We start from the raw sequence: 25,212 nt of genomic DNA, 5'->3' as shown, positions 1-25,212 counted from the left end.
AAAAGTGGGAACCGGTTTTCTGACAAGAAGCACGACAAACAAAACGGCTAGAGGCTTTCCGCGATGCAAAGAATCGCTGGAAACCTCTAGTGAGGTGCAGCCGGATTGGTATCTGGCGACGTCGCTGAAGCGTCGCGGCGATGCTCGCGCGCGATGTAGGTGTATACCGCAGGTGTCACAAACAACGTGAACAGCGTGCCGATCGTCATGCCGAAGGCGATGACGATACCGATGGCGAAGCGCGACGCAGCGCCCGCACCCGAAGCGAAAATGAGCGGCACCATTGCAATCACCATCGCCGCCGTCGTCATCAGGATCGGCCGCAAACGGATAGCCGCAGCTTCCTCGATTGCCTCACGGCGTCCCATGCCCTGCGTGGTCTGCAGATGGTTGGCATAGTCGACCATCAGAATGCCGTGCTTGGAGATGAGGCCGATGAGCGTGACGAGGCCGATTTGCGTGTAGATGTTCATCGTTGCGAGGCCGAACGTCAGCGGTATCAACGCACCGAAGATAGACGTCGGCAATGCGATGAGAATGATGAACGGATCGCGGAAGCTTTCGTACTGCGCAGCCAGAACGAGATAGATGACGATCAGCGCGAATATGAAGGTGATGACGAGCTGGCTGCCCTCCTGTTCGTACTGACGACTTTCGCCCTGGAAATCATAGGAGAATGACTCCGGGAACACATCTTTCGACTTTGCCTTCAGGAAGTCGATGACCTCGCCGACAGTGCGGCCGGGGAAGGGCACGCCCTGCAGCATTGCCGAGTTAAGCTGCTGGAAGCTGGTCAATGCGTTCGGCTGCACGCTCTCGCGGATCTCGACGATGGTCGATAGCGGCACCATTGCACCGGATGACGTCTTGATCTCGTAACGTTTGATCCAGTCCGGTTCGAGGCGATAATCGCGCGGCACCTGCGGGATCACCTGATAGCTGCGGCCGTAGAGATTGAAGCGGTTGACGTAGTTGCCGCCCAGCAGCGTTGCCAGTGACGCGCCGATATCCTGCATGGTGATGCCCAGGCTGTTGGCCTTAGCGTGGTCGATCTTCAGCTCAAGCTGGGGCGTATCGAACTTCAAGTCGGTATCGACAAAGATGAACAGGCCGCTTTGCAGCGCCTCTTCCTTCATCTTCTCCAAGACCTGCGCAAGTTGCTCGTAATCCGATGTTGTCGTGATGACGAACTGGATTGGCGGTCCGCCGGTCGAGCCTGGCAGCGAGGGCTCGCCGAACGTGAGGATCTGACCACCGGCAATGCCGTTCACTTTGGGCTGCAGGTCTTGCAGGATTTGCGACTGCGTGCGCGTGCGCTCTTCCCACGGCTTGAATAGGATGCCGGAGAATGCCTGATGCACGTCGCCGCCCATGCCGTTGATCGAGAAGACGTTGTCTTTCTCGGGCACGGTCTGGAACACCTCGTAGAGGTGGTCCGTCACCTGCTCCAGATAGTCGATGTTGGTGGCCGGAGGCGTCTTTACGAGGCTGAACAGAATGCCCTGATCTTCTTCCGGCGCCAGTTCCTGCTGTGCCGTTACGTACATTAGCGCCGTGGCGACGATCACACCGACGATTACGAGGATGGTTACAGGGCGATAGTCCAGCGTGCGTGTAAGGCGGCGCTGGTAGCGGTGTTTCAGGCGGTCAAACGTGCGGTCGAGGAATTTCACGAACCGGCCTGACGACAGCTCGGAGGTCAGTAGTTTCGAGCACATCATCGGTGAAAGCGTCAGCGCGATGACGCCCGATACGATCACCGCACCGGCGAGCGTAAACGCGAACTCGCGGAACAGCGAGCCAGTAAGGCCCGACACGAAGCCGATCGGCGCGTAAACGGCGGCGAGCGTAATGGTCATCGAAATGACGGGGACGGCAATCTCGCGCGCGCCGACGATTGATGCATCGTAAGGCGATAAGCCTTCCTCGATATGGCGGTGGATGTTTTCGACCACCACGATCGCGTCATCTACAACAAGACCGATCGCCAGCACCAGAGCCAGCAGGGTGAGCAGATTGAGTGAATAGCCGAGCGCCAGTAGCGCAAACATGACGCCGATAAGAGATAGCGGGATGGTGATGATCGGGATCAGTGTAGAGCGCAGACTGCCGAGAAACAGGAAGATGACGATGATGACGATGACCGCCGCTTCCACCAGCGTCTTGCGGACTTCGGAGATCGAAGCGTCGATGAACTTGGTGGAGTCGTAGGCGATCGCGGCTGAGATTCCGGGCGGCAACTCGGCCTCGATGGCTGGAAATTCCTTGCGTATGTCGGCGATGACGGTCAGCGGATTGGCCGTCGGCGTGGAAAAGATGCCGATGAACACCGCCTTGAGGCCGTCAACTGAAGAGGTGGAGTTCACGTCTTCAGCGCCCAGCGAAATCTCCGCGATGTCGTTGAGGCGTACCAGCGCGTCGCCACGAGCGGCCACAACGAGCTGACCGAACGCGTCAGCGCTGGCGAGTGAGGTCTCGGCGTTGATGGTCGTCTCGACGAAGTCGCCTTTGATCTGGCCCGCAGCGGTTGTAAAGTTGTTGGCCGCCAGCGCAGCGCGCACCTGCAGGGGCGTGACGCCAAGAGCGGCCATCTTCTGCGGGTTGAGCCAGATGCGCATCGCGAACGTCTGGCCGCCAAGGATTTGCGCGTTGGCAACGCCGTTTACAGTTTGCAGCTTCGGCTGCACAACGCGGCTGAGGTAGTCGGTGATCTGCGATGACGACAGCACGTCGCTGTTGAACGACAGATACATCAGCGCGGTCGATTCACCGGTCTGCTTCACAACGACGGGGTCCATCGCCTCGGGAGGCAGCACACTGCGCACCTGATTGACCTTCGACAGCACGTCGGTCACGGCGCGATCGGGATCGGCGTTGAGGCGCAGATTGAGCGTTACCGAGCTGACATTCTGACGCGACGTCGAGGTGAGCGTGTCGATGCCCTCCGCGCTCGCCACCGCCTGCTGGATCGGGATGGTGATGAACCCCTTGATCACATCGGCGTTCGCACCGGGATAGGCCGTCGTGATGGTGATCGTCGTGTTCGACAGCTCGGGATACTGACGCACCTGCAGGTTGAACGCGGCGCTCAGGCCGATCAGCAGGATCAGCAGGCTGACAACCGTCGCAAGAACCGGACGGCGGATGAAGATGTCGGTGAATGCCATGGGCCGCTCTTATTGATAGGGCCGCTCGGCCGGTGGTACCGGCGCTTGCGAATTGTCGACCGTTACGAGCGCACCGTTGGTGAGCTTGATCTGGCCGCTGGTTGCGACCTGCTCACCCGCGGTCAGGCCCGAGGTAACTGCAACGCGATCCTGGCGCACCTGCCCGGTGGTGACGAACCGGCGTTCAACGGTGAAGACGGGTTTCGCATCGGGCGCGGGGGCCGGTTGACCCTGTTGGACTTCGGCGGGCTTCAGTACGTAAATGCTGTCGCCGTAGAGGCTGTAGGTGATGGCCGTGCGTGGCACAGTTACGAAGCTTTGCGGTCCGCTGGCCAGCACTGTCACATTGGCGAACATGCCGGGCAGCAGCTCGCTTTCAGGATTGGGGACTGTGCCGCGTACCAGCAGCGTGCGGGTGTCCTTGGCCACACGCGCATCAAGCGATGAGATCGTGCCCTGGAACACCTTGTCCGGATAAGCATCGACCGTGAGTTCGATCGTCTGGCCGACACTCAGCTTATCGACGTTCTGCTCCGGCATCGGGAAATCGACCCAGATCGGATCGAGTGCCTGCAGCGAAACCATCGCAAGACCGGGCGAGATGTACTGGCCGAGTTCCACGTGCCGGATGCCGAGCCTGCCGGAGAACGGCGCGATGATGGTCTTCTGCGCGATCAAAGCCTTGATGCGGTTCAGCGAAGCCACTGCGCTATCGTGCTTGGCGCGGGCCGCATCAACGTTGGCGGCGGAAGCCACCGACTTGGTCAGAAGGTCTGACTGACGTTTGAACGACAACTCGGCTTCGCGCAGGATGGCTTCGGCGCTGGCGAGATCGGCCAGCTCCACTGAGATATCGAGCTGCACCAGCTTGGTGCCCGCAGCAACGTCCTGGCCGCTTTCGAAATGCAACTCGGTGACGATGCCGGGAACCTGCGCGGCCATCTCAACACCCTGCGATGCGATCAGCGTGCCAATGGCGGGCAGGCGCTCGGCCCACTCTGCGGTGCTCGCGGCTTCGGCGGTGATGGTCGCGGGCGGCGGGCGCTGCGAACTCAGGAATTCCTGGATCATCTTCGGTTTGAAGACGAACTGGAAATACGCCAGGCCGCCAATGAAGGCAGCAAGAATAAGAAGGGTGATTAGAAAGCGTTTGAGCATCGGCAGTCCCGCTGCCGCCTCTGCGCATGAACGGGCAGGGCGGCCTCAATCAGTTTTTGGCCGCGCCCGGCATGAAGCCTTAAGTCCCATCGGCCCAACGCGCATTTCGTTGAAACCGCTGGCGCACGCGGTCCCCGATCAGGCATGACTTTCAGCTTGTATCGGAGAAAGCTGTGCCCCGTCGACTGGCACCGTTTCCACTGCCTGTGCTTCAGATAGGCGCAGCAGACGCGATCAGTCGCCCCCGTATCGGAATGCGAGATGGTGCAGCGCATTGATGGCTGCAAGATACAGGGCACGCCGCACAGGTTGTATTCCGTGCGGATGTTGCAAGTCAGTCACGCATTCAGGGCTTGCCGTTGCGCATGCTGAAGCGCGCGTTGCCAAGGCCGGTGCCGATGGTGAGCACACCCCAGTGGTCATAGCTCTGCATGATGGGAAGGGCGCTGAGGCCCTGCACCACCGCATCGTTGTGAATCACAATATGCGTGCTGTGGTCGCCGATGTTCGGGATCAGGCTGCAAAGCTGATCGGCCAGATTGAACTGGCTGCTTTCCCAGTTGCCCGGCAAATTCTGCGCACCGGTTTCGATCGTTCCATCCTCGCGGATAAGGCCGGGGCAGGCGATGCCAACAAGTGGTGCCAGCTTGAGATCCTTCTTCTCGGCAATGCGGATGTGTTCTTCAAGCATGTTGGCAATGCGTTGCACGGCTTCGTCGCGCTTAGTGTTTTCGTCGCCATGACGCCAGATGTCCGATGCAAAAACGTTGGCCTTTGAAAGATCTTTCGCTTTCTTGAGGCGGAGTTCGACAATGCCGGCGCGAATATTTGTGCCGCCGATATCGACGGCGAGAATGCCGTCATATCCCTCCAGCATCCACGACGGCATGAGATGAGCCGAGCCGATCAATCCGGCTTCATCGGGGTGATGCTGGATCAGCTCAAGTTTAATGTCGATGCCCGCTGCCTGCAGCAGCACCTGCGTGCGGCCTACCGCCAGCTCGCCAACGCGACTGCCGCGCATGCCACCGCCGACAACTATTGCTTCTGTGTTGCGCCAGTTTGCAGCCCGCAGGAAACGCCGGATCACGGTGGTGAGTGTCTGTGCGAACTCTTCGACCGCGCTGTGTATGACACCGCCTGCCGCGGGATCGCCTTCAGCCAGCAACTTGTCGAGCTGCTTTTTTGAAAGCTGTTCGGAATCCTGTTCGCCCAAAGGATCAACGCCGAGCTCGCGCAGTGGCTCGCGCCACTTTTCCAGCATGGCATGGAAGGCGCCTCGACTTGCTTTGTCGCCGATAAAGCCTTCATCGTCTTTGAGTGTAAGATTGTAACTGTCGACCTCGACGCTCGGCAGCGTCTGGGCGCCATGCGAACTCAGCGCCGGCCGGCGATCTGCACTCGTTACCGACATCGCGTCCACCGCGAACAGGCGGCGCCCTCTGTTGAACCGCTCCCGATTGGTGGTGCACGTCGGGATCGAACGATAAACTCATTGCGAGCGGTAACGGTTCCTGCGGCCAAGGTTGACGGGCGGTGGCTTGAAAGCTGGGAGCGGACAGGAAGCTATTTTTGTTTTCCTGCGGCAGCCAGAGCTTCAAGCCATGCGTACACGTCATTCGGGCCGCTGAAATCTACTTCGTCACAGCCGAAGGCTTCTCCGGCCACGCGAAACCCGTAACCACCGAGATGGCGTGCGGCGGAGAATGCAGGCAAATCGCCGATGTCGTCGCCGATCGCGGTCGGGCGTCGCCCGCAACGGCGGCAGTTGCGCCAGTGCCAGCAACGCCGTGCCTTTCGAGTGACCGGCAGGGACGATCTCGAACAGTTTGCGGCCTGGACAAAGCACCAGGCTATCGGCGTATGGTGCGATGAGCGCGCGCAATTCGCCTTCAAGGGCAGATTTCAGGTGTGGTGCCTGACGATAGTGCAGCGCCAAGCCAGAGCCCTTCGGCTCAACAACAACGCCGGGCAACGCAGGCATACGGCGCACAACGCTCTCGACGAGGGCGGGCGGCAGACCTTCGGCGATTTGCAAAATATCGCCGCCAACCCTATGGCGAATTTCGGAGCCGTGTACGCCAGCGCCGATCCATTCCGTTGACGCAAGGAGCGCGTCGATCTCCAGAAGTTATCGCCCGGTCAAGATCGCGAGCGCGCCGTCGAGCCCGGTCCGCAAGACGCTGCAACATCTCGCCAAGCCCTTTCGGTACGAGCACGGCATTGGGCGTCGGAGCGATATCGAGCAGGGTGCCGTCGCAGTCCAGAAACAGCGCAAAATCCGTGGCCGGTTGCTTTAGCAGGTCGTAGGGCGATTGGTTCAGACCGGAAGGTTGATCCAAGTTGGTATCGCGACGGATCGCTTTGTCGCCGGTTGCCACGGCATCGCCCTTCACGTTGTTACCCCTTAACCGCTGTGTTCTCATTTGCAATCCGGCTTGGCTGCATGCGCCACTTGCGGATGCGCAGTCTCGAATTCGCGTTCACGCGCGCATCGAGCGCTTCGCGGCGCATGAGACCTGTTTGCGTATCAATATAGGCAACGACACATGACGCGTTAATGGTCGCGGCGCGCAGTGCGACATCAATGGGCTGCCGAAGCGCTATGAATGCCGCGAATGTCGATGCCATGGCGTCGCCGGCGCCGGTGGTGCTGGCCACTGTAGTGTCAGCCGCAGGACAATAAATCAGCGTGTCGTTTTCGCTGACGAATGCGCCGCCAAGTCCGTCCGTCAGCATGACACATCCGGTGCCGAGACTGTGCAGTGCCTTGAAGAAGGCCGGCAGGCTCATTTCGTAGCCACCACCCAGCAGGCCACGGGCGAGCAATGGTGGAGGTTGCTCGCCGGCTTCCAGCGGTGGCGTGGGGCCGCCCTCACCGAACTGCGCGACAAGACCGGGAACGAGGGCCTCTGCTTCGCGGCGGTTGATCGCCAGGATGTCGATCTTTTTCAGGCTTTCGAGGAATGTTCCGCTGCGCACGGAAAGCTGGCGCACGCCTGCATTGACAGCGACAAGCGCGCCGTTGGCCTTTGCTTTCTCAACGATGGTTGGGAAGCAATCAGCGGAGCGATTCGACAAACTGGAGATGTAGACGAGATCGACGGCGAATGCGGAAGCGGTCAAGTCTCCGGGCGACAGTAGCGTGTTGGCGCCGCGAAACGTGAACACGGCAGCGTTGCGGTCATGTGAGGAAACGATAACCGACGCGCCGGTTGGCGCATCGGCGTCCCGTATCACCCACCGTGTTGATACACCTTCATCAGAAAGCCGTGTGAGTAGAAAATCAGCGCGGGTGTCGCGTCCCAGCTTGACCAGGATGGAAGTATCAAAGCCAAGCCGCGAAAGGGCTACAGCGGTGTTTACAGCGCCACCGCCCGCGTAAGTGAACACGTCAAGCGCTTCAGTTTTGCGTCCTTCCTCAAGCAACAGGAATGAGGTGTCGGCATTAAGCATCGACATGCGTTCGATGCGATCGCTCTCTATGATCGCGATCGTGTCAACCATGGCGCCGCCTACGGTCAATGCTTTCATGCTGCACTCATAAAGGATCCGGTGCAATGCGGTTTGGACGAACACGCGGATGCACGCGAGCCAGTTCAATTTCCTGCAACGCCTTGCGTGCGGCGTCCAACGGTTGGCGCGGCACGTCCAGTGTTCCGCGACGTCCTACGCGCTCCAGCGCCTGCAGGAAGCTACGGCACCACATGAAGGTGTCCTGACGCTTAATGCCGTCGATTAAACTGTCGTAGTGCTCCTGCCGCTCTTCCAGTGGCATCTCAAGCGCAGTCTTTATTGCGCCGGCCATCTCATCAATGTCGTAAGGATTGACGATCAGCGCATCCTTGAGCTGCTCGGCCGCGCCCGCAAAGCGGGACAGGATCAGAACGCCGGGATCATGCGGGTTCTGGGCGGCGATATATTCTTTGGCTACCAGGTTCATTCCATCACGCAGAGGCGTTACGAGGCCGACGCGCGAGGATCGGTATATGTCGACCAATGTTCGACGCGGGGCGCTGCGATGGATGTAATGGATCGGCACCCACTCCAGTTCACCGAAACGGCCGTTGATGCGCCCGGATAAAGTTTCCAGCTCGTTTCTGATGTCAGCATATGCAGAAACGGATTCCCGCGTTGGCGGCGCGATCTGGGAGAGAACCACCTTGCCGCGATAGTCAGCATTCTGTGCAAGAAAGCGGCTGAAGGCTCGAAACTTCTGCGGCAGACCCTTTGTGTAGTCGAGGCGGTCAACGCCGATAATTCTGGCAATGCCCGGATTGCGATCACGGGTTTGTCTTGCCCGCTGTCCAACAAATCCTTCAACGTCGATGCCGACAGGAAAACTTGCGATCGCCATTTCCCGATCGAACGCGCGGATGCGACCGTCTTTCAGGATCTGTCCGAAAGCGCCGTCCTGCAGATAATCGATCAGGTTGCCCACGTCGACTTTGGTCTGGAGACCGACGAGGTCATAAGCGGCAAGCCCGCGTGCCAGCTCGCGGTGTTCAGGAATGGCCAGCAATATCTGCGCGGGAGGAACCGGAATGTGCAGAAAGAACCCGATCGGATTCTTCACGCCCAGCTTGCGCAATTCCATGGCTAGCGGGATCAGATGATAGTCATGTACCCAGATCGTATCGTCCGGCTTTAGCAGCGGATGCAGCGCCTGAGCAAACCGACGATTGACGGCCAGGTAGCGTTCGAAATAGCCAGATTCAAATTGCGCAATGTCGAGGCGTGCGTGAAACACAGGCCACAGAACATTGTTGGAGTATCCGGTGTAATAGCCTTCGTGTTCACGCGCACTAAGTGGCAGTGTGGCAATCGTGGTGTTGTTGATGTGTGAAATATCTGGCGTTGTGTTTTGTTCTGAGCGCCGATCGGAAATGCGGCCGTTCCAGCCAAGCCACAGCCCTTCGCGGGAGCGCAGCGTATCAGCGAGCGCAACTGCCATCCCGCCAGCCTGTGCAGCCTTTGAGATGTCGGCAACGCGATTTGACACAAGTATTATGCGGCCCATGACTTTCCGACATACACGAGGGTTGCACCTGTGTGATTAACGGCTGAGCTCAACATTGGTTTCAATTGAGCAAAACAAACGTGCTGTTGGGCCGTTTTATCCAGCGGCCCATGCAGCCTCCCATCTGCGTGAAAGCTTCATGCCCGTGTTGATGATGCCGGCCATGCAGTATGTTTGAGGAACGTTGCCCCACAGCTCACCGGTTGTTGGATGGATATCTTCGCTGAGCACGCCGAAGCTGTTGGCGCGGGAAAGTACGTCGCTGAAAATGTCGCGCGCTTTGGCAACTTCGCCAATGGAAGCCAGAGCGTCCGCGTACCAGAATTGGCAAACGAGAAACGAAGTTTCCGGCGCGCCGAAGTCGTCTTCGGCGATGTAGCGCATCATGAAACCGTTGCGACTAAGCTCGCGTCCGATCACTTCAACGGTGCGGCGATAGCGTTCGTCATCAGCACTCAGCAGCCCGAGATCGGCTAGCAGAAGCGCACTGGCATCAAGGTCGTCATGATCTAGCGCGCCGGCAATCGCACCCCATTTAGGGCTCCAGGCGCGCTGGAGGATATCGTCGCGCATTTTGTCGGCTGTGGCTCGCCAGTATCCTGCGCGATCTTCAAGCGACAGCAATCCGGCGAGGCGCGCAAGGCGATCGCACGCAACCCAGCACATGGTTGCGGAATAGGTGTGAATGCGCTGGCGTCCGCGATATTCCCAAGGGCCTGCATCAGGTTCGAGATATAGCCGCTGGGCGCGGTGACCCAGCGGTTCCAGACGTCGAAACAGGGCTTCGTCGCCCATGCCCGGCAGACGCTCATCGATAAACATATGCGACGCGCCAAGAATGACGCTGCCGTATGCATCGTGTTGCGTCTGTTCCACCGCCTGATTGCCAACGCGCACCGGGCCCATGCCGCGATACCCCGACAGATCGGGGGCCGTGCGCTCGGTCAGGGATTGGTTGGGGATGATGCCGTAGACCGGCTGCAGAGGCGGCTCAACATCCATCGCGATGGTGGTGATGTAGTTGAGATAGCTTTCCATTGTTTTGGTAGCGCCGAGCCTGTTCAGTGCGCTGATGACAAACGCGGCATCGCGCAGCCAGCAGAAGCGATAGTCCCAGGTGCGGGGGGTGTGCGGCGCTTCGGGTATGGATGTTGTGTGCGCGGCGATAATCGCTCCGGTTTCATTGAAGCTGCAAAGCTTCAGCGTGATGGCGGCGCGAATGATGGCGGATTGCCAATCCAGCGGTATGCCAAGTCCGCGTACCCAGTTGAGCCAGTAGCGGCGCGTGCGCTCGTAAAACTCGCGTGAGACGCTATCGACCGCAGATTCCAGGGGTTCATCCGGGCCGAAAACAAGCGAAACAGGCTGGCTAAGCGCGAAAGGCGTTTCGTGAACGATATAGGAAAGCGGCGCATCGGTTGTAAGCCGCAGAACGTCGGTGCCGCCGCTGAAGCGGATGTGGTTCGATCCCACGGCAACATTCTCAACCGGGCCACCATAATTGAAGGTTGGACGGACGCGCAGCGTTACCCGTGGCAGGCCTTTGATCGGCTCAATGCGGCGTACAAGTTGCGCAGGATGGAAAGCCCGCTCGAACAGTTTGAAGCGAGGCGCGAAATCCGTAACGCGCACGGCGTTGCCACCCGCGTCTTCCAGTATCGTTTCAACGATGGCCGTGTTGCGAACGTACTGCGCGCGGGCGGAAACCTGGCCATGCAGAACCACATCGCTGAAGCCTTTTTCTTCGTCACCGGCAAGCAGCCGGGAAAACACCGGATCGGAGTCCAGCCGCGGGAAGCACCACCAGACAATGCGGCCGCGGTTATTTACAAGCGCTGCTATGCGTCCGTTACCGATCGGCGCTACATCGAGATCAACCGGAGTGGCATTTGAAGCTTGGCGGTTTGGCATAGCTATCCTTCGTGGTGGGCCACGGGGGCGGGCAGCGCTGGTGGAAGTTATGGAGGCTGAGCTCGGGCCGCGTATGCAGAGGTTTCGTCCAGATTGGACATAACTCTTCAGCGGCGACTTCGTTTCATGGCACGAAAAATGTCGCAACGCGCGATGGTCGCGCGAAGTGCCGTAAACGATCTGTGACGATTGTCAGGAAAGACGTTCGCTCCGTTCCGCGCGGCTGTTCTCAGCGGCTTGCGGGGAGGGGGCGGCGAGGCAGGTCATGAGCATGCTCAAGTCCGCCTCGCCGATTGCGCCGTGATACGCAATACATGACTCTCGGCGCCCGAACACACTTAAGCCGAAATGTATTTCGACATCGCAAATGCCAAACGACTGTTTCGTTCACGCTTCCTTATCGGATGTGTCGCGCCAAGGCCTTTCATCGCGTCGGCGCAACAGCCAACCGATGATCGGCAGCAAAACTGCGTGCGGAATGATCCAAAGCGCGACCTGTAGAAATTTTCCGGTAATACCTGGAACGAAAAGGTGGCATCCGGCCAGATAGGCGCGATAGCCAGCACGGGCAGTTTGTCGCGCGCTCAAGGCAACGAGCAGCTGGCGATAGAACGAAAGCTCCGCGCCCATGGCCTGATGGAAGCCGGTGTCTACCGGGCCGGGGGCCAACGCCATGATGCGCACGCCCCGGCCGGCGTTCTCGGTTGCGAGCGCGCGGGTGAGGGAAACGACATAGGCCTTGCTGGCGTAATAGGCAGCCTGATTGGGCCCTGGAACGAGACCGCCGACGGAGGCAACGTTCATGATGCCGCCGCGCCCGCGGGCCAGCATCTGAGGCAGGGTGTGCCGGGTAAGATTGGTGAGTGCCATAACGTTGACGCGCAGAAGTTCGTCGATTTGCGCCTCAGTATGGCTGACGAACGGGCCGGCGAGACCGATGCCAGCGCAGTTGATCAGCACATCAACATAATAGCCATCTGCGGTAAGGCTGGCCTCAATGCGTTCAGCCGCGTCGGCTTCGGTGATGTCCTGCGCGATGACAGCGCAATGCACGTGGCAGTCGCGTTTAATCGCGGCAGCCTGCAGCTCAAGCGTGGCGGCGTCTCGCGCGATCAAAGCGACAGCCCTGCCCGCCTTGGCAAAGCGGCGTCCCAGCTCCAGACCGATGCCACGAGATCCGCCGGTTACGACAACCATCGGCTTCAGGTGTGCAACAGCTTCGAGAGCGCCGTTTTCGGGAGTGGCGTTGCGCGACAGCCATCGATCGACAAGACGAACCAGCAAGCGGCAATCCCTTCTCAGGCTTCAACATTGAGCAGGCGCGCATCTACATGCTGAGCGACGCGCTGAGTGTTGTAGCAAGGATTTCCGGATATTCGAGAGAGTTATAACAGATCGGCGGCAGCACTCAGTCAGGCCGCCGCCGATCCCGTCGCATCAATTGCGCTTACACCGTAACTCTTGTTTTGCTTGCGCTCTGGGCCAGAGCCGTGAGGTGCCGTGCATAGTTGCTACCTGCCCATCGGTTCGCGGCGGATTGCAATCCATTTAGGTCTATCCAGCCTGCGTCGAAGGCGATCTCCTCCAGACAACCTGGCTTGCGGGTGCCCTGACGCTCTATGCGCTGCACGAGTTGGGCAGCTTCCAGCAGCGAATCCGGCGTCCCCGTATCGAACCATATGTCACTGTCGGGAATAAGCTCGACATGCAGAGCGCCGCGATTGAGATAGTCGCGGTTCACGTCAGTGATTTCTATTTCACCCCGTGCTGATGGCTGAACGGCGCGCGCAATTGCGGCGGATGCGCCGTCATAAACATAAAGGCCGGTAACCGCATAGTTCGAGCGCGGGTTGCTGGGCTTTTCTTCGATCGAGGTTGCGGTGCCGTCGTCGCGCAGCGAGACGATGCCGAAAGCCTCGGGGTTCTGTACAGGCGTTGCAAAAACCGTTGCGCCATTTGGGCGGTCGAATGCCTTGCGCATCAGCTTTGCCGTTGCGCCGCCAAGGAACAGATTGTCCCCCAGCACCAGCGTCGACGGTTCGCCCCGGGTGAATTCGTCGGCGATAATCAATGCTTCGGCGATGCCCCGGGGCTCAGCCTGCGGTTCATAGCGGATGCTAATACCAAACTGTGATCCATCACCCAGCAAGCGCCGGAATGCATCGAGGCTTTCCCGGGTTGAAATCAGCATGAACTCGCGGATGCCCGCTTCCATCAGCAACGAGAGCGGATGAAAGATCATCGGCGTGTCGTAGATCGGCAGCAGCTGTTTCGAGATGACACCGGTGGCCGGAAGAAGCCGCGTGCCGCGGCCTCCGGCTAGGAGGATGCCGCGCACTGAAGGCCTCCAACGCGCTTGATGATCTTGCCTTCGATGACAACGTCTTCGATGCGGCTACGCCATTCTTCCAGCGCACGATACCAGTCCAGCGTCAGCGTATCGAGGCTGCGGCTGTGGGTGTTGGATTGCAGCGCGTCTACGATCTCGCGGACGCCATCTTCAATGGTCATTGTGGTGTGATAGCCGAGCGCGGCGATGCGATCGAATGAGACGCGATACGAACGTGTATCGGGATCGCCGTACCAGTCGATTTCTACGTCGCGCGGAACGAGCTCTTTCACCCTGTCGGCAAGCGCGCGGATCTGCACGTTGAGATCGTTGGAGCCAGCATTGAATACGCGGCCATTGATAGCGGCGGCGTCAGCTTCCAGCATGAATTCCAGTGCGCGGGCCGCGTCGCGGACATGGATCATCGGGCGCCACTGCGTGCCATCGCGCATCAATGCGAGCTTGCCGGTACGCCATGCGGTTTCGGTCATGCCATTGACCGCAAGATCGAAGCGCATGCGCGGGCTGATTCCGAACAGCGTTGAGAAGCGCACAACGCCGACGGTGAAGTCGTCATCGGCCAGAGGACGGATATCCTGCTCGGCGGCCAGATTGGCCTTGGCGTAGACGGTGAGCGGATTGGGCGTACAATCCTCGTCGAGAATTTGCGATGGGGGGAAGAAGCCGTAGATCGAGCACGACGACGGCATCACATAGCGCTTTACGCCGGCGGCTTTGGCCAAGCGTGCGTTGCGTGCACGGGCCTGATGATTGATCTCCCACGTTTCGTCGGTGAAGAGATCGCCCAGCGGATCGTTCGACAGCGCTGCAAGGTCGATCACCGCGTCGACGTTTCTGAATGCGCTCGGCTCAAGCAGGCGCACATCGGTGCGCAGTTTCGTGAGATTGGGATGATCAGCCAGCTTGTCGCTGCCGAAAAAATATCGGTCGACTGCAATAACGCGCCTGCCGCTTTCCAGCAGGCGGGGCACCAAGGTGCTGCCAATGTAGCCGCCCGCTCCGGTTACTAAAATTGTTTTGCTGGCCATATCGATCCGTTCTGAGTCCTGGCTGAGTATCTTTCGGTAAACTATGCGCATAAGTGCGCCGTGCGCAGTGAGATATGGAGGCTATACTTAAAAGGTGCCGCGAGCCGTTTAGCTTTTGAAAACCTTGTTTTAAGGTCGCGGTAATTTCTTCGGGGAGAGAGCCTCTTGTCCGCATTCGTACCGTTTAACCGCGCGCCTGCAACTGGCCGAGAGTTGGAACTTATTGCTGAGGCCTTAACCGCGCGTCATATGGCCGCCGATGGGCAGCATTCGCGTTGGTGCCAATCCTGGCTGAAGGAAAAGCTGTCGGCGCCCCACGCATTGCTAACAACGTCGTGCACCTCGGCGCTGGAACTGGCTGCCCTTCTTTGCGGCATAGAACCCGGCGACGAAGTCATCATGCCGTCGTTCACCTTCGTTTCGACCGCTAACGCTGTAGTGATGCGCGGCGGCGTTCCGGTGTTCGTCGATATTCGCCCCGATACACTCAACATCGACGAGACGCTTATTGAGGCGGCGATCACCGAACGGACAAAGGCGATCTATGTCGTGCATTATGCGGCTGTTTGCGCCGAGATGGATGCGATCAATAGGATAGCGCGCAAACACGGCCTGCTGGTGGTGGAGGATGCGGCCCAGGCTCTGCTGGCAACCTACAAAGGCCGCCCGGCCGGTACGCTGGCGGACATGGCCTGCTTCAGCTTCCACGAAACAAAAAACATCGTCAGCGGCGAGGGCGGTGCGCTGATCATGTCGACTGATGACCAGTACGCGCGCTCCCGTGTGCATGGCGAAAAAGGCACCAACCGCACGGCCTTCATGCTTGGCCAGGTCGACAAATATACGTGGGTCGATAAGGGCGCATCGTTTTTGCCCAGCGAGATAACGGCTGCTGTATTGCGCGCGCAACTCGAAGCCGCCGAAGAGATCATTGCTGACCGTCTGCACAGTTGGAACTTCTATCATGAGGCCTTTGCGGCGGCTGAGCAGGAAGGTTTGCTGCAACGGCCGAAGGTCCCGGGTGAATGCGTCCACAACGGACACATCTATTACGTGCTGCTGCCGAGCAACGAGCAGCGCAACGCCATGATCGGCGAGTTGAAGAAGCGCAATATCGGTTCGGCGTTCCACTATATTCCGCTGCATTCGTCGCCCGCCGGCCAGCGTTTCGGGCGTAGCCACGGCTCTATGGAGGTGACGGACGCATTGCCCGCGAGACTTCTGCGGCTGCCGCTGTGGTGTGGCATGGGAAGTGCAGCGGAAGCAGCAGCCGATGCACTATTGCAGGAACTTGGAGCGGGAAGGCGCGCCGCCTGATTGAGCCATCCCGTTTCGAGGCAATAGCGTTTCGGAAAGGCACGTTGGGTGTGTGGATTTGCTTGCGAAAGCGGGTCCTCTGCGCCCGAGCACCGTCGGTTCAACGCCATATGATTAACACTGAAACGCAAGCAGACGTGGCCCGCCCCGAAATGTCCCGCATACTGCGCACGCGGGGTATGTTGTTTTTCACTGGCGCCTAAAGTTAAGCCGCGATGGCTCAAGGGAATAATGAAAAGATGTCGGCTGATGCCGCGCGGCACGGCTATCATTGGAGCGTAGACCCGTATGACTGGGCCGCGATGCTGCGTTCCGGCGCCAGAACAATATTGCTGTTTGTGGCATTGGCGCTCGCGCTGGCCGTAGCGTATCTGCTGCTTGTTCCCCCGCGCTACACGGCCAGCACGGAAGTGTTCCTCGATCCGCGCGGCCTGCAGGTTGTGCAAAATGACGTGACGCCGCGTTCGGAAACGAATGAGCTCGCTAGTTCCCTGGTTGAAAGTCAGCTTCGTGTAGCTCAGTCGGAAGCGGTGCTACGGGCCGTTGTGCAGGAATTGCATCTCGCGAGCGATCCCGAATTTGTGCGCCCGCCAGGCTTGCTCTCAGGACTTCGTTCAATGCTGTCATCTCCGGGCGGCGGGGAAGACGATGAGACGCGTGCGCTACGTGAACTGGAGCGGGCGGTAAACGTTCGGCGCGAAAGCCGCAGTTATGTGCTTGTGTTTACGGCGCGCACAGAAGATCCGCTCAAGTCGGCGGATATCGCCGATGCGATGGCCAAGCTGTATATCGAGCGCGAGGTCAATGCGCGCGAGGCGGCCGCGGAGCGCATCGAAGCATCGATGACCTCCCGTCTGAACGAGCTGGCGGACCGTTTGCGACAATCCGAGAGCGCGGTTCAGACCTTCAAAGCGAAGCACAATCTCATCGGTTCGGCTGCGCGGCTTATGTCCGACCAGCAGCTTGAGGAGATGAACACGCGACTGAATGTCGAGCACGCAAATGTTGTGCAGCAGCGCGCGAGGATGGAGCAGATTGATGCGCTGCTGAAAAGCGGCGCCGATCCCGATTCCAGTCTTGAGGCCGTGCAGTCGACGACCATCGCAAATCTACGCGCGCAATATGCACAGTTGATGCGGCGCTATGGTGCTGCAGAAGCGCTGCTGGGCAAGAAGCATCCGGAACTGAAGGTGCTGAATGAGCAGCGCGCGGCATACCGGCGTTTAATCGCGGAAGAGCTGAAACGGATAGCGGCGTCGGCGAAGTCGGAATACGAACGCGCCCTGGCCAGTGAGCGCGCGCTAAATAGCGATCTTGAAACGTTGAAGCACACAACGATCCAGTCCAACGACGCGATGGTGAAGTTGCGGGAGCTTGAGCGTGTCGCCGATTCCAATCGGCAGATCTATGAAGCGTTCCTCGTTCGCGCGAAGGAAATTGGAGCGCAGGGTCGCATCGATACGTCGAGCGCGCGCGTTATCGCAGAAGCCCTGCCGCCGGTTGATCCGTCAAGCCCACGCGGCATGATACTGGTGATGGCGCTGGTGCTCGGCCTGATGTCTGGCGTTGGTTGGGTGGCGTTGTTCGGTCGCCGCAATCAGTCTGATGCCAAGCGCCAGTAAATGCGCCGCGCAAGCGGTTTGTGCGAGCCTCACAATTTAAGACTGTCAGGCCGCTGCACGCTCGGCCGCTGGCGTTTCCACGGTGTCCTGTAGCGTCCTGTCGAGTGCCGACACGCAGGCAGCCCATCCGTAATCGGCGCGCACGCGCTCGCCCGCCGTTTCCGCCTCGCGGCGTAACTCAGCCAGCGGTTTGGTGGCCAGATATTCGGCTGTCAATGCCGCGCAATTCTGCTGGGGCACCAGGTGACCGGCGTAGGTGTTTATCATCGAGGTGGCGCCGGCAAGATCAATACAGATCGGAAACGCGGCGCATGCGATCGCTTCCAGAACGATCAGGGGAAATGAGTCTACAGTCGAAAGATGCACCACCGCGTCGGAGTTCCGGAGCACGTCGGTATACTGCTCTTCATTCAAGCTGCCGAGCAATGCAATCTGGTCGCTGAGGCCCGCTGCTGCAATCGCGTCGGTCAGCCGTTGTAGCGTGGCATTGTCGGCAGAGCCAACGATGGTGGCGGTAAAATTGATGTCGCGCTGCTTCAGCAGGCGGCAAACATCGACGAAATGAAACGTACCCTTGCCTTCCGACAGACGCGATACGTGGGTTAGACGCAGCACATTGGCGGGAGCCGGTTCGGAGGGCGCCTTAGCGGCGAGTGCATTGCCAGCCAGGAACGTTCGCAAGCTTGTTTGCGGCACGTTATCGGGCAGTGCCAGTTCGTTCTTCTGTGTTGGCGACAACAGCGCAATGCGGTCTGCCAGACGAAGCAACCTGTTGCTGAGTGTGCGAAGGCGGGGGTTGCTTTGGGATTTCCAGTTGGCGCCGAGGTGCGGTGTTACAACCGTGCGGAAGCCCAACAGCTTCGCCCAGGGCAAATAGAACAGGTCCGGCAGATTGGAGTATTGCAGCCATAGGCAGTCGGTTTCGCTGCGCTGACGGGCAAGTTTTGCCATGCCCTTCACCAGTCCGGGAAGCTTGCCTATCGAGAGAAAGGCTGTGTCGGCATTCTGGTGGTGCACCTCGTGCGGTCCGTACAGCGCCAGTGCCTTCTGGGCGCGGTTGCAGAACGCTTCCACGCCGCCGCGTTGGCCCGTAGAGCCACCCAAGAGAAGTACCTTCATCAAACCCCGCACAAACGCTGGTAATTCGCAGTTGGTTCGGCGCAAAAGAGTGCGCGTTCCATGCCTTCGGACGTCGGCAGAGGAATATCAACATTCAGCCGCCGGTGGCGATTGTTATCATGTCGCAAACTTTAACAAATTCGTTGCAAGTTGCCGTGCTGTGGCCCGAAGCCAGATTAAGATTAAGTTTGCATTCCATCGGTTTCTGAGCGCATGGGCGGGGCGGCAGTAAGCCGCGAGGCGGTGGCAGACCGGTCGAAAGAACGAGGGCGTAGAGCGATTTTATGATCGGTCGGCACATCGCACTTTATTTTGGCTCGAAAGGGCTCGCCGCGATCGTCAACGTGGTGACGATGGCTGTCTTTGTCCGCATGGGCGGCGCCGACACCTATGGCGGCTTCGTCCTCTTCACGGCAATCGCAACCATTGTTTACGGCGTCGCCATGCAATGGCTGCGCTTCAGCTTCTTTGCCTGTTACCGCGAAGACGTTGGCGGCAATAGCATGATTGCCGCGTATCTGGTTACGCAGTTGGTCGGTCTCGTGCTGGTGGGTGCGGCTCTTTGGCTGGCAACCGCTTTCGGCTTCGTCACCGCAACCGAGGCGGTAGGCGTAGGCATCCTCGTCGCCGGCCTCGCCTGTTACGACGCGATGCATGAGATTGCTCGCACACGATTGCACGCAGGGATCGTTGCCATCGGTGTACTGGTGCGTTCGTTCCTGATGATTGTGCTTGGCGTCGCAGCAATTCTCATGGTTGGCACAGCGCTGTCGTTGGCGCTCGCTGTCGGGCTTGCCCACATTGGTGCGGCGGTTGCCCTGTCGGCCAGCATCTGGCGCATCGGAGCGTTGCGCTGGCAGCGCTCGGATATGCAGCAGCTTCTTATGTATGGCCGGCCATTGGTGCCAGCGTTTGGCTTTGAAGCTGCGGGTAATCAGCTTGATCGTCTACTTCTCGCGCGTCTCGGGAATTTGGCGGAGACGGGGCGCTATGGTGCGGTATCGGATCTGTTCCGGCAGCTGCTGATTGTGGCGGCGGAGGCAATAGCGGGGGCCTACATGGCCATCGCCCGCAAGCATGTCATTGCGGGTGATCGGGCAAGCGCGGGCGAGGTTCTAGGGCAGGCGTTTCTCGCTTACGTAGCGTTGCTGACCTTCATCCCGCTGGGGTTTCTGCAGTTCTCTGCTCCGATCCTCGATCTCGTGTTTGGAGCTGATCTGCGTGTCGCAGTTGAGCCAGCGCTGCCGTTGATCATCGCGGCCTCAGTCGTGGCGGTATTAAGAGGATATTACTTCGGCCAGGTGGTGCACATCCTGCAGCATAGCCGCCTGCTCCTGGTTTCAACCGCGCTGCATGCCGCGACGGTTTTGGCTGTCGGCGTCCTGGCGATTCCGCAGTATGGGATGGTTGGAGCTGCGGCTGCGCTGCTACTGGGCAATGTGGTCGGATGCGCTGCGTTTCTCATCGCTTGGCGCGACAATTTCGTGATGCGTTTACCCTACGGCAGCGCGGCCGTGATGGTGGGACTCGGGCTGGCAGCTTATTTCGTCTCCGGTTTCGTGGCCGGTGGTTTTGAAAATGCCTACGCAGGGCTGGCCTGCGGCATCGTTATCTTTGCCATCGCGGCGCTGATCGCTGCGCGTCGCTACAACCTGCTGTCGTTTAACGCGCTCGTCGATCGCATCGCCAAGCGGATTACTGCATGAGACTGCGCCAATCGGGCGCGTCGTCATTGGTGACAGCGAAACATTTACGCTCGGACGGCATGGGGTTTGACGGCGCCGCTCACGGCTGCGTATCTGGCCGCGAGGCGCGGGCGTAGGCTGCGCGCCCGAGGATGAAAATCCGTGTGAGATGGAAGTCCGAAAGGCACCGATGCCGCTCGCCTCAATTGATGCTGCACCTCATAATCCGGCCGGTGTGCGATTGCATGCATTGGCTCAGAACTGGTTGGGGCCGCTCATCGTTGTCGGCGCGGTGTTTTTCAACGCCGGATTGGCGTTCATCAACGCGCAGGGCATAACGCTAGGTTCCGGTCCCGTCATCGCCATGGAGGTGATGCTGGTCGGCATGGCTGGCGCATGGTCGATGCTGCACTTCCGCGCCGAGATGAAGCCCTGGCTGATGCTTGCCATGTTTGTGGTTGCGTTCGGCCTTGTGCGCATGATGGCGCTGGGGGACTTCAACCCGAAATTCATCCGCGATCTGGTGCTGCCGTGCGCGTTCGTCATGCTTGGCATAACGGCTTCGCAGCGCTCTGCCGTGCGCACGGTTATGGCGCTGCAGATCATCATACTGATCGGCGTGCTCTGGGAAGCGGCTTCGCTGGATACGTTCTCGTCGGTGCTGAACCCGAAGGAGTACTACGTCGCCACACGTGGCCTGGCGCTCGATGAATTCACGAATGCTGATTCCGATCTTTACATCAGTGCGACCCGTCCTGAAGAACGCTTCTTCCCGTTCTTCGGCTTGCATCGCCTGTCGTCGTTCTTTCTTGAGCCGGTGTCACTCGGCAATTACGTGGTGACGATCACCGCATTCATCGTCGCGTTCTGGACCCGGCTTAGCGGCAAAGCACGGACTTTCCTGATCCTCTCTACCATCATTATGCAGTTCGCTTCCGATGGTCGCTTCTCGTTCGCGTCGTCGATGATGGTGATCGGTGCTGCCTGCTTTGTGCCTGAAGCTATAAGGCGCGTTACGCCGCTGTTCATGCTTCCGTTGGCCGTCATCAGCATCATGCTGATGTCCGGAATGCCGCAATTGCAAAGCACAGAGGACGATCTTCCGGGACGCATCGGCTGGACACTTCGCATGTTGCAGGACATGCAGATCGAAGACTGGATCGGCATGTCGGACCGCTTACTGGCGCCTTCGGCCGACAGCGGCATCGTCTATCTCATCATCACGCAGTCGGTCTTTGGTGTCGCGTTGTTCTGGTGCATCGTTTCACTGCAGCAGGGCGCAAGTCGCACATTCAGCCGCTATCGCATGGGAATCTGTCTGGCGCTTGCCGTCGGCTTGCTGGTCAGCAACGCGTTCGTCGGTATCAAAACCGCGGCGCCGATGTGGTTCCTGTTTGGCGCGGCGCTAGTGCTGCGTGATGAACAACACGGGGCAAACGATGCCGCTGACGCGTAGAGAGTTCGTCGTTGGGACGGTCGCGGTTTCGGCTGCTATTGGCGGCGGCAGTCGTGCGTCGGTCGCGGCTGAACCCTGCACGGCGCCTGCCGTGTCGCGTCTTGCGATGCGTGGGGCAAATCTGGCGGGAGCAGAGTTTGGCGCCAGAATGCCCGGCATCTTCGGGCAGGATTACATCTATCCGTCGGCGTCGGACATCGAAGAACTGCGCCGGTTGGGCTTTAATACGGTGCGGCTTCCGTTTCGATGGGAGCGGCTGCAGCCGTTGCTGGATGCGCCTTTCGATGCTGCGGAATGGCAGCGCCTCGGCACTGCGGTGTCGATGATCGAAGCCGCTGGCATGCGTGTGGTTCTCGACGTGCACAATTTCGCTCGCCGCCGCGTTGCCGCTGATGGGTTCGCGAAGGACCATCTCATCGGATCGGAGCAGGTGCCAACGCGCAGCTTTGTATCGTTCTGGAGTGAGTTTGCTGAGCGGTTCAAAACATCGCCCGATGTGGCTCTTGGGCTGATGAATGAGCCATACGGCATAGCCGCTACGGACTGGCTGCCGATCGTGAATGAAACGGTTGCGGCCATACGCGCGCGTGGCGCACATAACCTCATACTTGTGCCGGGTGTTGCCTACACGGGCGCCCACAGCTGGTTGTCGAGTGGCAACGAGGCGATGGCTGGGGTGGTTGATCCAGGCAATAATTTTGCGATCGAGGTGCATCAGTATCTCGATGCCGATTCGTCCGGCACGTCGGCGCAAACGGTCAGCCCCACGATCGGATCACAGCGGATTGCTGCCTTTCAGGAATGGGCACGGCAAAACGGTTTGCGCGCATTCCTGGGGGAATTTGCAGCCGGCAATGACGCTACCGGCCGCGCGGCACTGATCGATCTCATGGCTGAGATGGAACGCAATGGGGATGTGTGGATCGGCTGGACCGCCTGGGCGGCTGGGCCATGGTGGCCGAACGATTACATCTTCAGGATTGGCGGTTCATCGTCGCCCGATATTTATACGCGGACGTTGTCTGAGTTTGCGCGTGGCGCCAAGGCGTGCGCGTGAGGATGACTGAATAACGGATCGGGCTTATGCGGAGCCCCAAGTGATTTGAGCGGTGGAATTACGCGAATGGAAAATGCACAACGCATGGACGAAGTGCGGATCGACGGCTGGCGGGTGAATGTTCCGACGCAAGCGGCCGCGATTGGTCTCGTCTCAGAGGCGATGCAGAAGGCGCAGAACAGCACCGTCTTTACGCTCAATCTGGATCATCTGGTAAAGCTGCGCGAGGACGCGAAGTTCCGTGAGGCCTATCGGCAGGCGACGTTCGTCACCGCTGATGGCGCGCCGGTTGTGCGCATCGGGCGGCGCACATGGCCGGAGCTTGAGCGCACGACGGGCGCTGATCTGATGCTGCCGCTCAGCGTGGCGGCAGCAGAAGCCGGGCAGCCGGTGTTTCTGTTCGGCAGTTCCGATGAGGTGCTGGCGCGCACGCGGCAGGTGCTGGCCGAGGCGACCGGCGGTAAGCTGAACATCGTTGGCGCGGTATCGCCTCCGCGCGGCTTCGATCCCGAAGGCGAGTTGGCGGACCAATACATCGACGACATTCGCCGTTCGGGCGCGCGGTTGTGCTTTGTGCTGCTGGGCGCACCCAAGCAGGAGCTGTTTTCCGTCCGGGCTGCGCGTGCGGGTGGCGGCTGCAGTTTCATCTGCGTTGGCGCTGCGGCGGATTTTCTGGCCGGGCTGGCGGTGCGCGCGCCCGAGTTTGTGCAGCGGCTGGGGCTGGAATGGTTCTGGCGGCTGGCGCAGGAGCCGCGCCGCCTTGGGCCGCGCTATGCCAAGTGCGCTCTGCTGCTGGCGCGGTTGGAGGTGGGACGCCTGACCGGAGGGCGCGCGGCGGCCCAAACGCCGGGTTAGGGCAGGCCGGTGGACTGGGATTTCAGCAGCACGGCGCTGGGGTGGGCAGGATCGGCCGCTGCCGGAAGCGTTTGCAGCCATTGACGGGCCGGATACAGGCCACAGGGCCAGTGGTTTTTGGCCACAGGCCGCTTAAACCGGTGGCCTTGCAGGTTAATCGCCATCGGGCATCTTGAACGGGCGGCCAAGTTGGTCTATTCCGGCTCGCACCGCGCCACCCATTGGGAGGCCGGCGCCGGGCTGGCGGCGTTTGCCAGCTGCGTGAGCCGCCTTTGGCCCGCGCTTTTGTTTGGATTGCCGCTTTAGCTCAGTCGGTAGAGCACGTCATTCGTAATGACGGGGTCAGGTGTTCGAGTCACCTAAGCGGCACCATTGCCTTTCAAGCACTTAGACGGTTTTCGGCGGGCGCCCGGCAGGGCCGATTGGACCTTTTGGCGGTTTCAAAGGTCCACGCGGCACCTATCTGTCTCCCATTGCCCGCTTCAGATCGGCCGCGAGCTTTGCTGCCTTCTTTTCATCGATCTGCAGCACTTGTCCGAGCGCGGTCTCGAGGCGTGTCCAGGTGAACCCCGTTCGCCCGGCCTGTTCTGCTTCCAATACGTCGGCCATGGCGTACAGCGGCCGCCCGTTCACTTTTGTCCATGGTATGCCGTCTCGACGGTAACGCAGGTTAGCAAGGCTCTGCGGCTCGCAGCGCCAGCGCTTGGCCAGTTCGGCCGTGCTCAGGAATTGAGTCATCGACCGGTCACCGGCGAGATAGAGCGTGGTGGGTCGGGAACGAAGAAGCCCGGCTCGCCGAGCGGCTTCGGCGGTGGTGATGGCGGGTTATTTTTGTCGGCTTCTTCGAGCGGGGACGGTCGTCCGATGGTGTCGCCTTGCGATGACATTGCCCTTATCTCCTATCGATGTGGTGGATCACCCTCGCGGGGTGCCGCAAGTTGCAATCGATCCCGTCCGTTCGGGGAGGTTGGCGCAATGCCGATCGTGATGTTTTGCGATTCGAGAGCGCAAGTACACAAACAATCTGTGTCGTGAGAATGTCAGGCGACAGTCCGCTGAATCAGCCGCGCCGTAAGCGCATCAGCAACGGCCTTTGACTTCGCCTTCTTCGGCAGGTCTTCGTCTGTCCAGCCCAAATTGAGCATGAGCGCGAGCGCCAGACCCTTTGTGCTTTTCTCGGCGGCCGATTTAGTCGCTTTATCGAACGCCGCCGAGCGACGGCACAGTTCGCGATCTGATATCCCCTCAGAGCCGTCGAGACGACAAGCGGCATAGGCTGCGCGCAGGTTTGTAAATTCGATGGCTTCTTGCGGCTTGCGAAGCGGCGAGGTGTTGCTGGGCCGCGCTGGGCGACGTGCTGTTGAGGCGGAACGGGCGGGCTTGGATGTGGGTGCCTTGCGGCGCGTGGCGGAGGGCATTGCGGAATCTCCAAAAAGGTTGCGACCTCAATGGATTATAGCAGATTCG

At 59.8% G+C, this 25,212-nt stretch carries 20 protein-coding genes and 1 tRNA gene; 8 read left to right on the top strand and 13 right to left on the bottom strand.

Features of this window, described 5'->3' with window-relative positions:
• Window positions 1-86: 86 nt before the first annotated feature.
• The 3 genes from QEZ49_RS13740 to QEZ49_RS13730 form a co-directional block, all read right to left on the bottom strand.
• On the bottom strand, window positions 87-3,167 hold the full coding sequence (locus QEZ49_RS13740) for a multidrug efflux RND transporter permease subunit (protein WP_280387720.1): 3,081 nt from the start codon (window positions 3,165-3,167) through the stop codon (window positions 87-89).
• A gap of 9 nt (window positions 3,168-3,176) precedes the next feature.
• Window positions 3,177-4,325: an efflux RND transporter periplasmic adaptor subunit gene (locus QEZ49_RS13735; RefSeq protein ID WP_280387718.1), complete on the bottom strand. Its 1,149-nt coding sequence runs from the start codon at window positions 4,323-4,325 to the stop codon at window positions 3,177-3,179.
• 346 nt (window positions 4,326-4,671) lie between these two features.
• Window positions 4,672-5,739 carry an ROK family protein gene (locus QEZ49_RS13730; protein ID WP_280387716.1) on the bottom strand — a complete coding sequence of 356 codons (1,068 nt, stop codon included), beginning with the start codon at window positions 5,737-5,739 and terminating at the stop codon, window positions 4,672-4,674.
• A 309-nt stretch (window positions 5,740-6,048) separates the two neighbouring features.
• Between QEZ49_RS13730 and QEZ49_RS13725 the strand changes: the two genes are divergently transcribed.
• Window positions 6,049-6,429, top strand: coding sequence for a hypothetical protein (locus QEZ49_RS13725; RefSeq protein ID WP_280387715.1), 381 nt, complete (start codon window positions 6,049-6,051; stop codon window positions 6,427-6,429).
• Between the two features lie 296 nt (window positions 6,430-6,725).
• On the opposite strand, the gene QEZ49_RS13720 is transcribed toward QEZ49_RS13725, so the two are convergent.
• The 6 genes from QEZ49_RS13720 to QEZ49_RS13695 all read right to left on the bottom strand — a co-directional run bounded on the left by QEZ49_RS13720 (window position 6,726) and on the right by QEZ49_RS13695 (window position 14,634).
• The gene (locus tag QEZ49_RS13720; protein WP_280387713.1) at window positions 6,726-7,859 is read right to left on the bottom strand and encodes a carbohydrate kinase family protein; all 1,134 of its coding nucleotides are present in this window, start codon (window positions 7,857-7,859) and stop codon (window positions 6,726-6,728) included.
• A 7-nt stretch (window positions 7,860-7,866) separates the two neighbouring features.
• Complete coding sequence (locus QEZ49_RS13715) at window positions 7,867-9,327, bottom strand: trehalose-6-phosphate synthase (protein WP_348534817.1); 1,461 nt, start codon at window positions 9,325-9,327, stop codon at window positions 7,867-7,869.
• Between the two features lie 114 nt (window positions 9,328-9,441).
• Window positions 9,442-11,256 (bottom strand): glycoside hydrolase family 15 protein, encoded by a 1,815-nt coding sequence (locus QEZ49_RS13710; protein ID WP_280387709.1) that lies wholly within the window; start codon window positions 11,254-11,256, stop codon window positions 9,442-9,444.
• A gap of 387 nt (window positions 11,257-11,643) precedes the next feature.
• Window positions 11,644-12,540 (bottom strand): SDR family oxidoreductase, encoded by an 897-nt coding sequence (locus tag QEZ49_RS13705; protein ID WP_280387707.1) that lies wholly within the window; start codon window positions 12,538-12,540, stop codon window positions 11,644-11,646.
• A gap of 163 nt (window positions 12,541-12,703) precedes the next feature.
• Window positions 12,704-13,594, bottom strand: coding sequence for a sugar phosphate nucleotidyltransferase (locus QEZ49_RS13700; protein ID WP_280387705.1), 891 nt, complete (start codon window positions 13,592-13,594; stop codon window positions 12,704-12,706).
• Window positions 13,576-14,634 carry an SDR family oxidoreductase gene (locus tag QEZ49_RS13695; RefSeq protein WP_280387703.1) on the bottom strand — a complete coding sequence of 353 codons (1,059 nt, stop codon included), beginning with the start codon at window positions 14,632-14,634 and terminating at the stop codon, window positions 13,576-13,578. Before QEZ49_RS13695 ends, QEZ49_RS13700 begins: the two co-directional genes overlap by 19 nt.
• Before the next feature lie 165 nt (window positions 14,635-14,799).
• On the opposite strand from QEZ49_RS13695, the gene rffA reads away from it, so the two are divergent.
• Both rffA and QEZ49_RS13685 read left to right on the top strand, forming a co-directional pair.
• Window positions 14,800-15,951: a dTDP-4-amino-4,6-dideoxygalactose transaminase gene (gene rffA, locus QEZ49_RS13690; RefSeq protein ID WP_280387701.1), complete on the top strand. Its 1,152-nt coding sequence runs from the start codon at window positions 14,800-14,802 to the stop codon at window positions 15,949-15,951.
• A 239-nt stretch (window positions 15,952-16,190) separates the two neighbouring features.
• The gene (locus QEZ49_RS13685; protein WP_280387698.1) at window positions 16,191-17,573 is read left to right on the top strand and encodes a GumC family protein; all 1,383 of its coding nucleotides are present in this window, start codon (window positions 16,191-16,193) and stop codon (window positions 17,571-17,573) included.
• Window positions 17,574-17,618: 45 nt separating this feature from the next.
• Here the strand turns inward: QEZ49_RS13685 and QEZ49_RS13680 are convergent, their stop codons facing one another.
• Window positions 17,619-18,692 carry a glycosyltransferase family 4 protein gene (locus tag QEZ49_RS13680; protein ID WP_280387696.1) on the bottom strand — a complete coding sequence of 358 codons (1,074 nt, stop codon included), beginning with the start codon at window positions 18,690-18,692 and terminating at the stop codon, window positions 17,619-17,621.
• A gap of 284 nt (window positions 18,693-18,976) precedes the next feature.
• Here QEZ49_RS13680 and QEZ49_RS13675 point away from each other — a divergent pair, with 284 nt between their 5' ends.
• From QEZ49_RS13675 to QEZ49_RS13655, 5 genes are all read left to right on the top strand, one after another.
• A complete protein-coding gene (locus QEZ49_RS13675; protein ID WP_280387694.1) occupies window positions 18,977-20,398 on the top strand; it encodes a hypothetical protein in 1,422 nt (473 codons plus the stop codon).
• A gap of 169 nt (window positions 20,399-20,567) precedes the next feature.
• On the top strand, window positions 20,568-21,833 hold the full coding sequence (locus tag QEZ49_RS13670) for a hypothetical protein (protein ID WP_280387693.1): 1,266 nt from the start codon (window positions 20,568-20,570) through the stop codon (window positions 21,831-21,833).
• Window positions 21,817-22,890, top strand: a complete 1,074-nt coding sequence (locus tag QEZ49_RS13665) for a glycoside hydrolase family 5 protein (protein ID WP_280387690.1) — start codon at window positions 21,817-21,819, stop codon at window positions 22,888-22,890. Before QEZ49_RS13670 ends, QEZ49_RS13665 begins: the two co-directional genes overlap by 17 nt.
• Window positions 22,891-22,956: 66 nt before the next feature.
• Window positions 22,957-23,745 (top strand): WecB/TagA/CpsF family glycosyltransferase, encoded by a 789-nt coding sequence (locus tag QEZ49_RS13660; RefSeq protein ID WP_280387688.1) that lies wholly within the window; start codon window positions 22,957-22,959, stop codon window positions 23,743-23,745.
• A gap of 296 nt (window positions 23,746-24,041) precedes the next feature.
• A tRNA-Thr gene (locus QEZ49_RS13655) sits at window positions 24,042-24,117 on the top strand.
• Between the two features lie 87 nt (window positions 24,118-24,204).
• Here QEZ49_RS13655 and QEZ49_RS13650 read toward each other — a convergent pair.
• The 3 genes from QEZ49_RS13650 to QEZ49_RS13640 all read right to left on the bottom strand — a co-directional run bounded on the left by QEZ49_RS13650 (window position 24,205) and on the right by QEZ49_RS13640 (window position 25,163).
• Window positions 24,205-24,483, bottom strand: a complete 279-nt coding sequence (locus QEZ49_RS13650; protein WP_280387686.1) for a hypothetical protein — start codon at window positions 24,481-24,483, stop codon at window positions 24,205-24,207.
• Complete coding sequence (locus QEZ49_RS13645; protein WP_280387684.1) at window positions 24,480-24,632, bottom strand: hypothetical protein; 153 nt, start codon at window positions 24,630-24,632, stop codon at window positions 24,480-24,482. Before QEZ49_RS13645 ends, QEZ49_RS13650 begins: the two co-directional genes overlap by 4 nt.
• Before the next feature lie 153 nt (window positions 24,633-24,785).
• Window positions 24,786-25,163: a hypothetical protein gene (locus QEZ49_RS13640; protein WP_280387682.1), complete on the bottom strand. Its 378-nt coding sequence runs from the start codon at window positions 25,161-25,163 to the stop codon at window positions 24,786-24,788.
• Window positions 25,164-25,212: the final 49 nt, after the last annotated feature.

Source organism: Hyphomicrobium sp. D-2, from assembly GCF_029872155.1.
GTDB lineage: Bacteria > Pseudomonadota > Alphaproteobacteria > Rhizobiales > Hyphomicrobiaceae > Hyphomicrobium_A.
The sequence above is the reverse complement of the archived record's forward strand: the minus strand, read 5'-3'. Positions and strand labels throughout refer to the sequence as shown.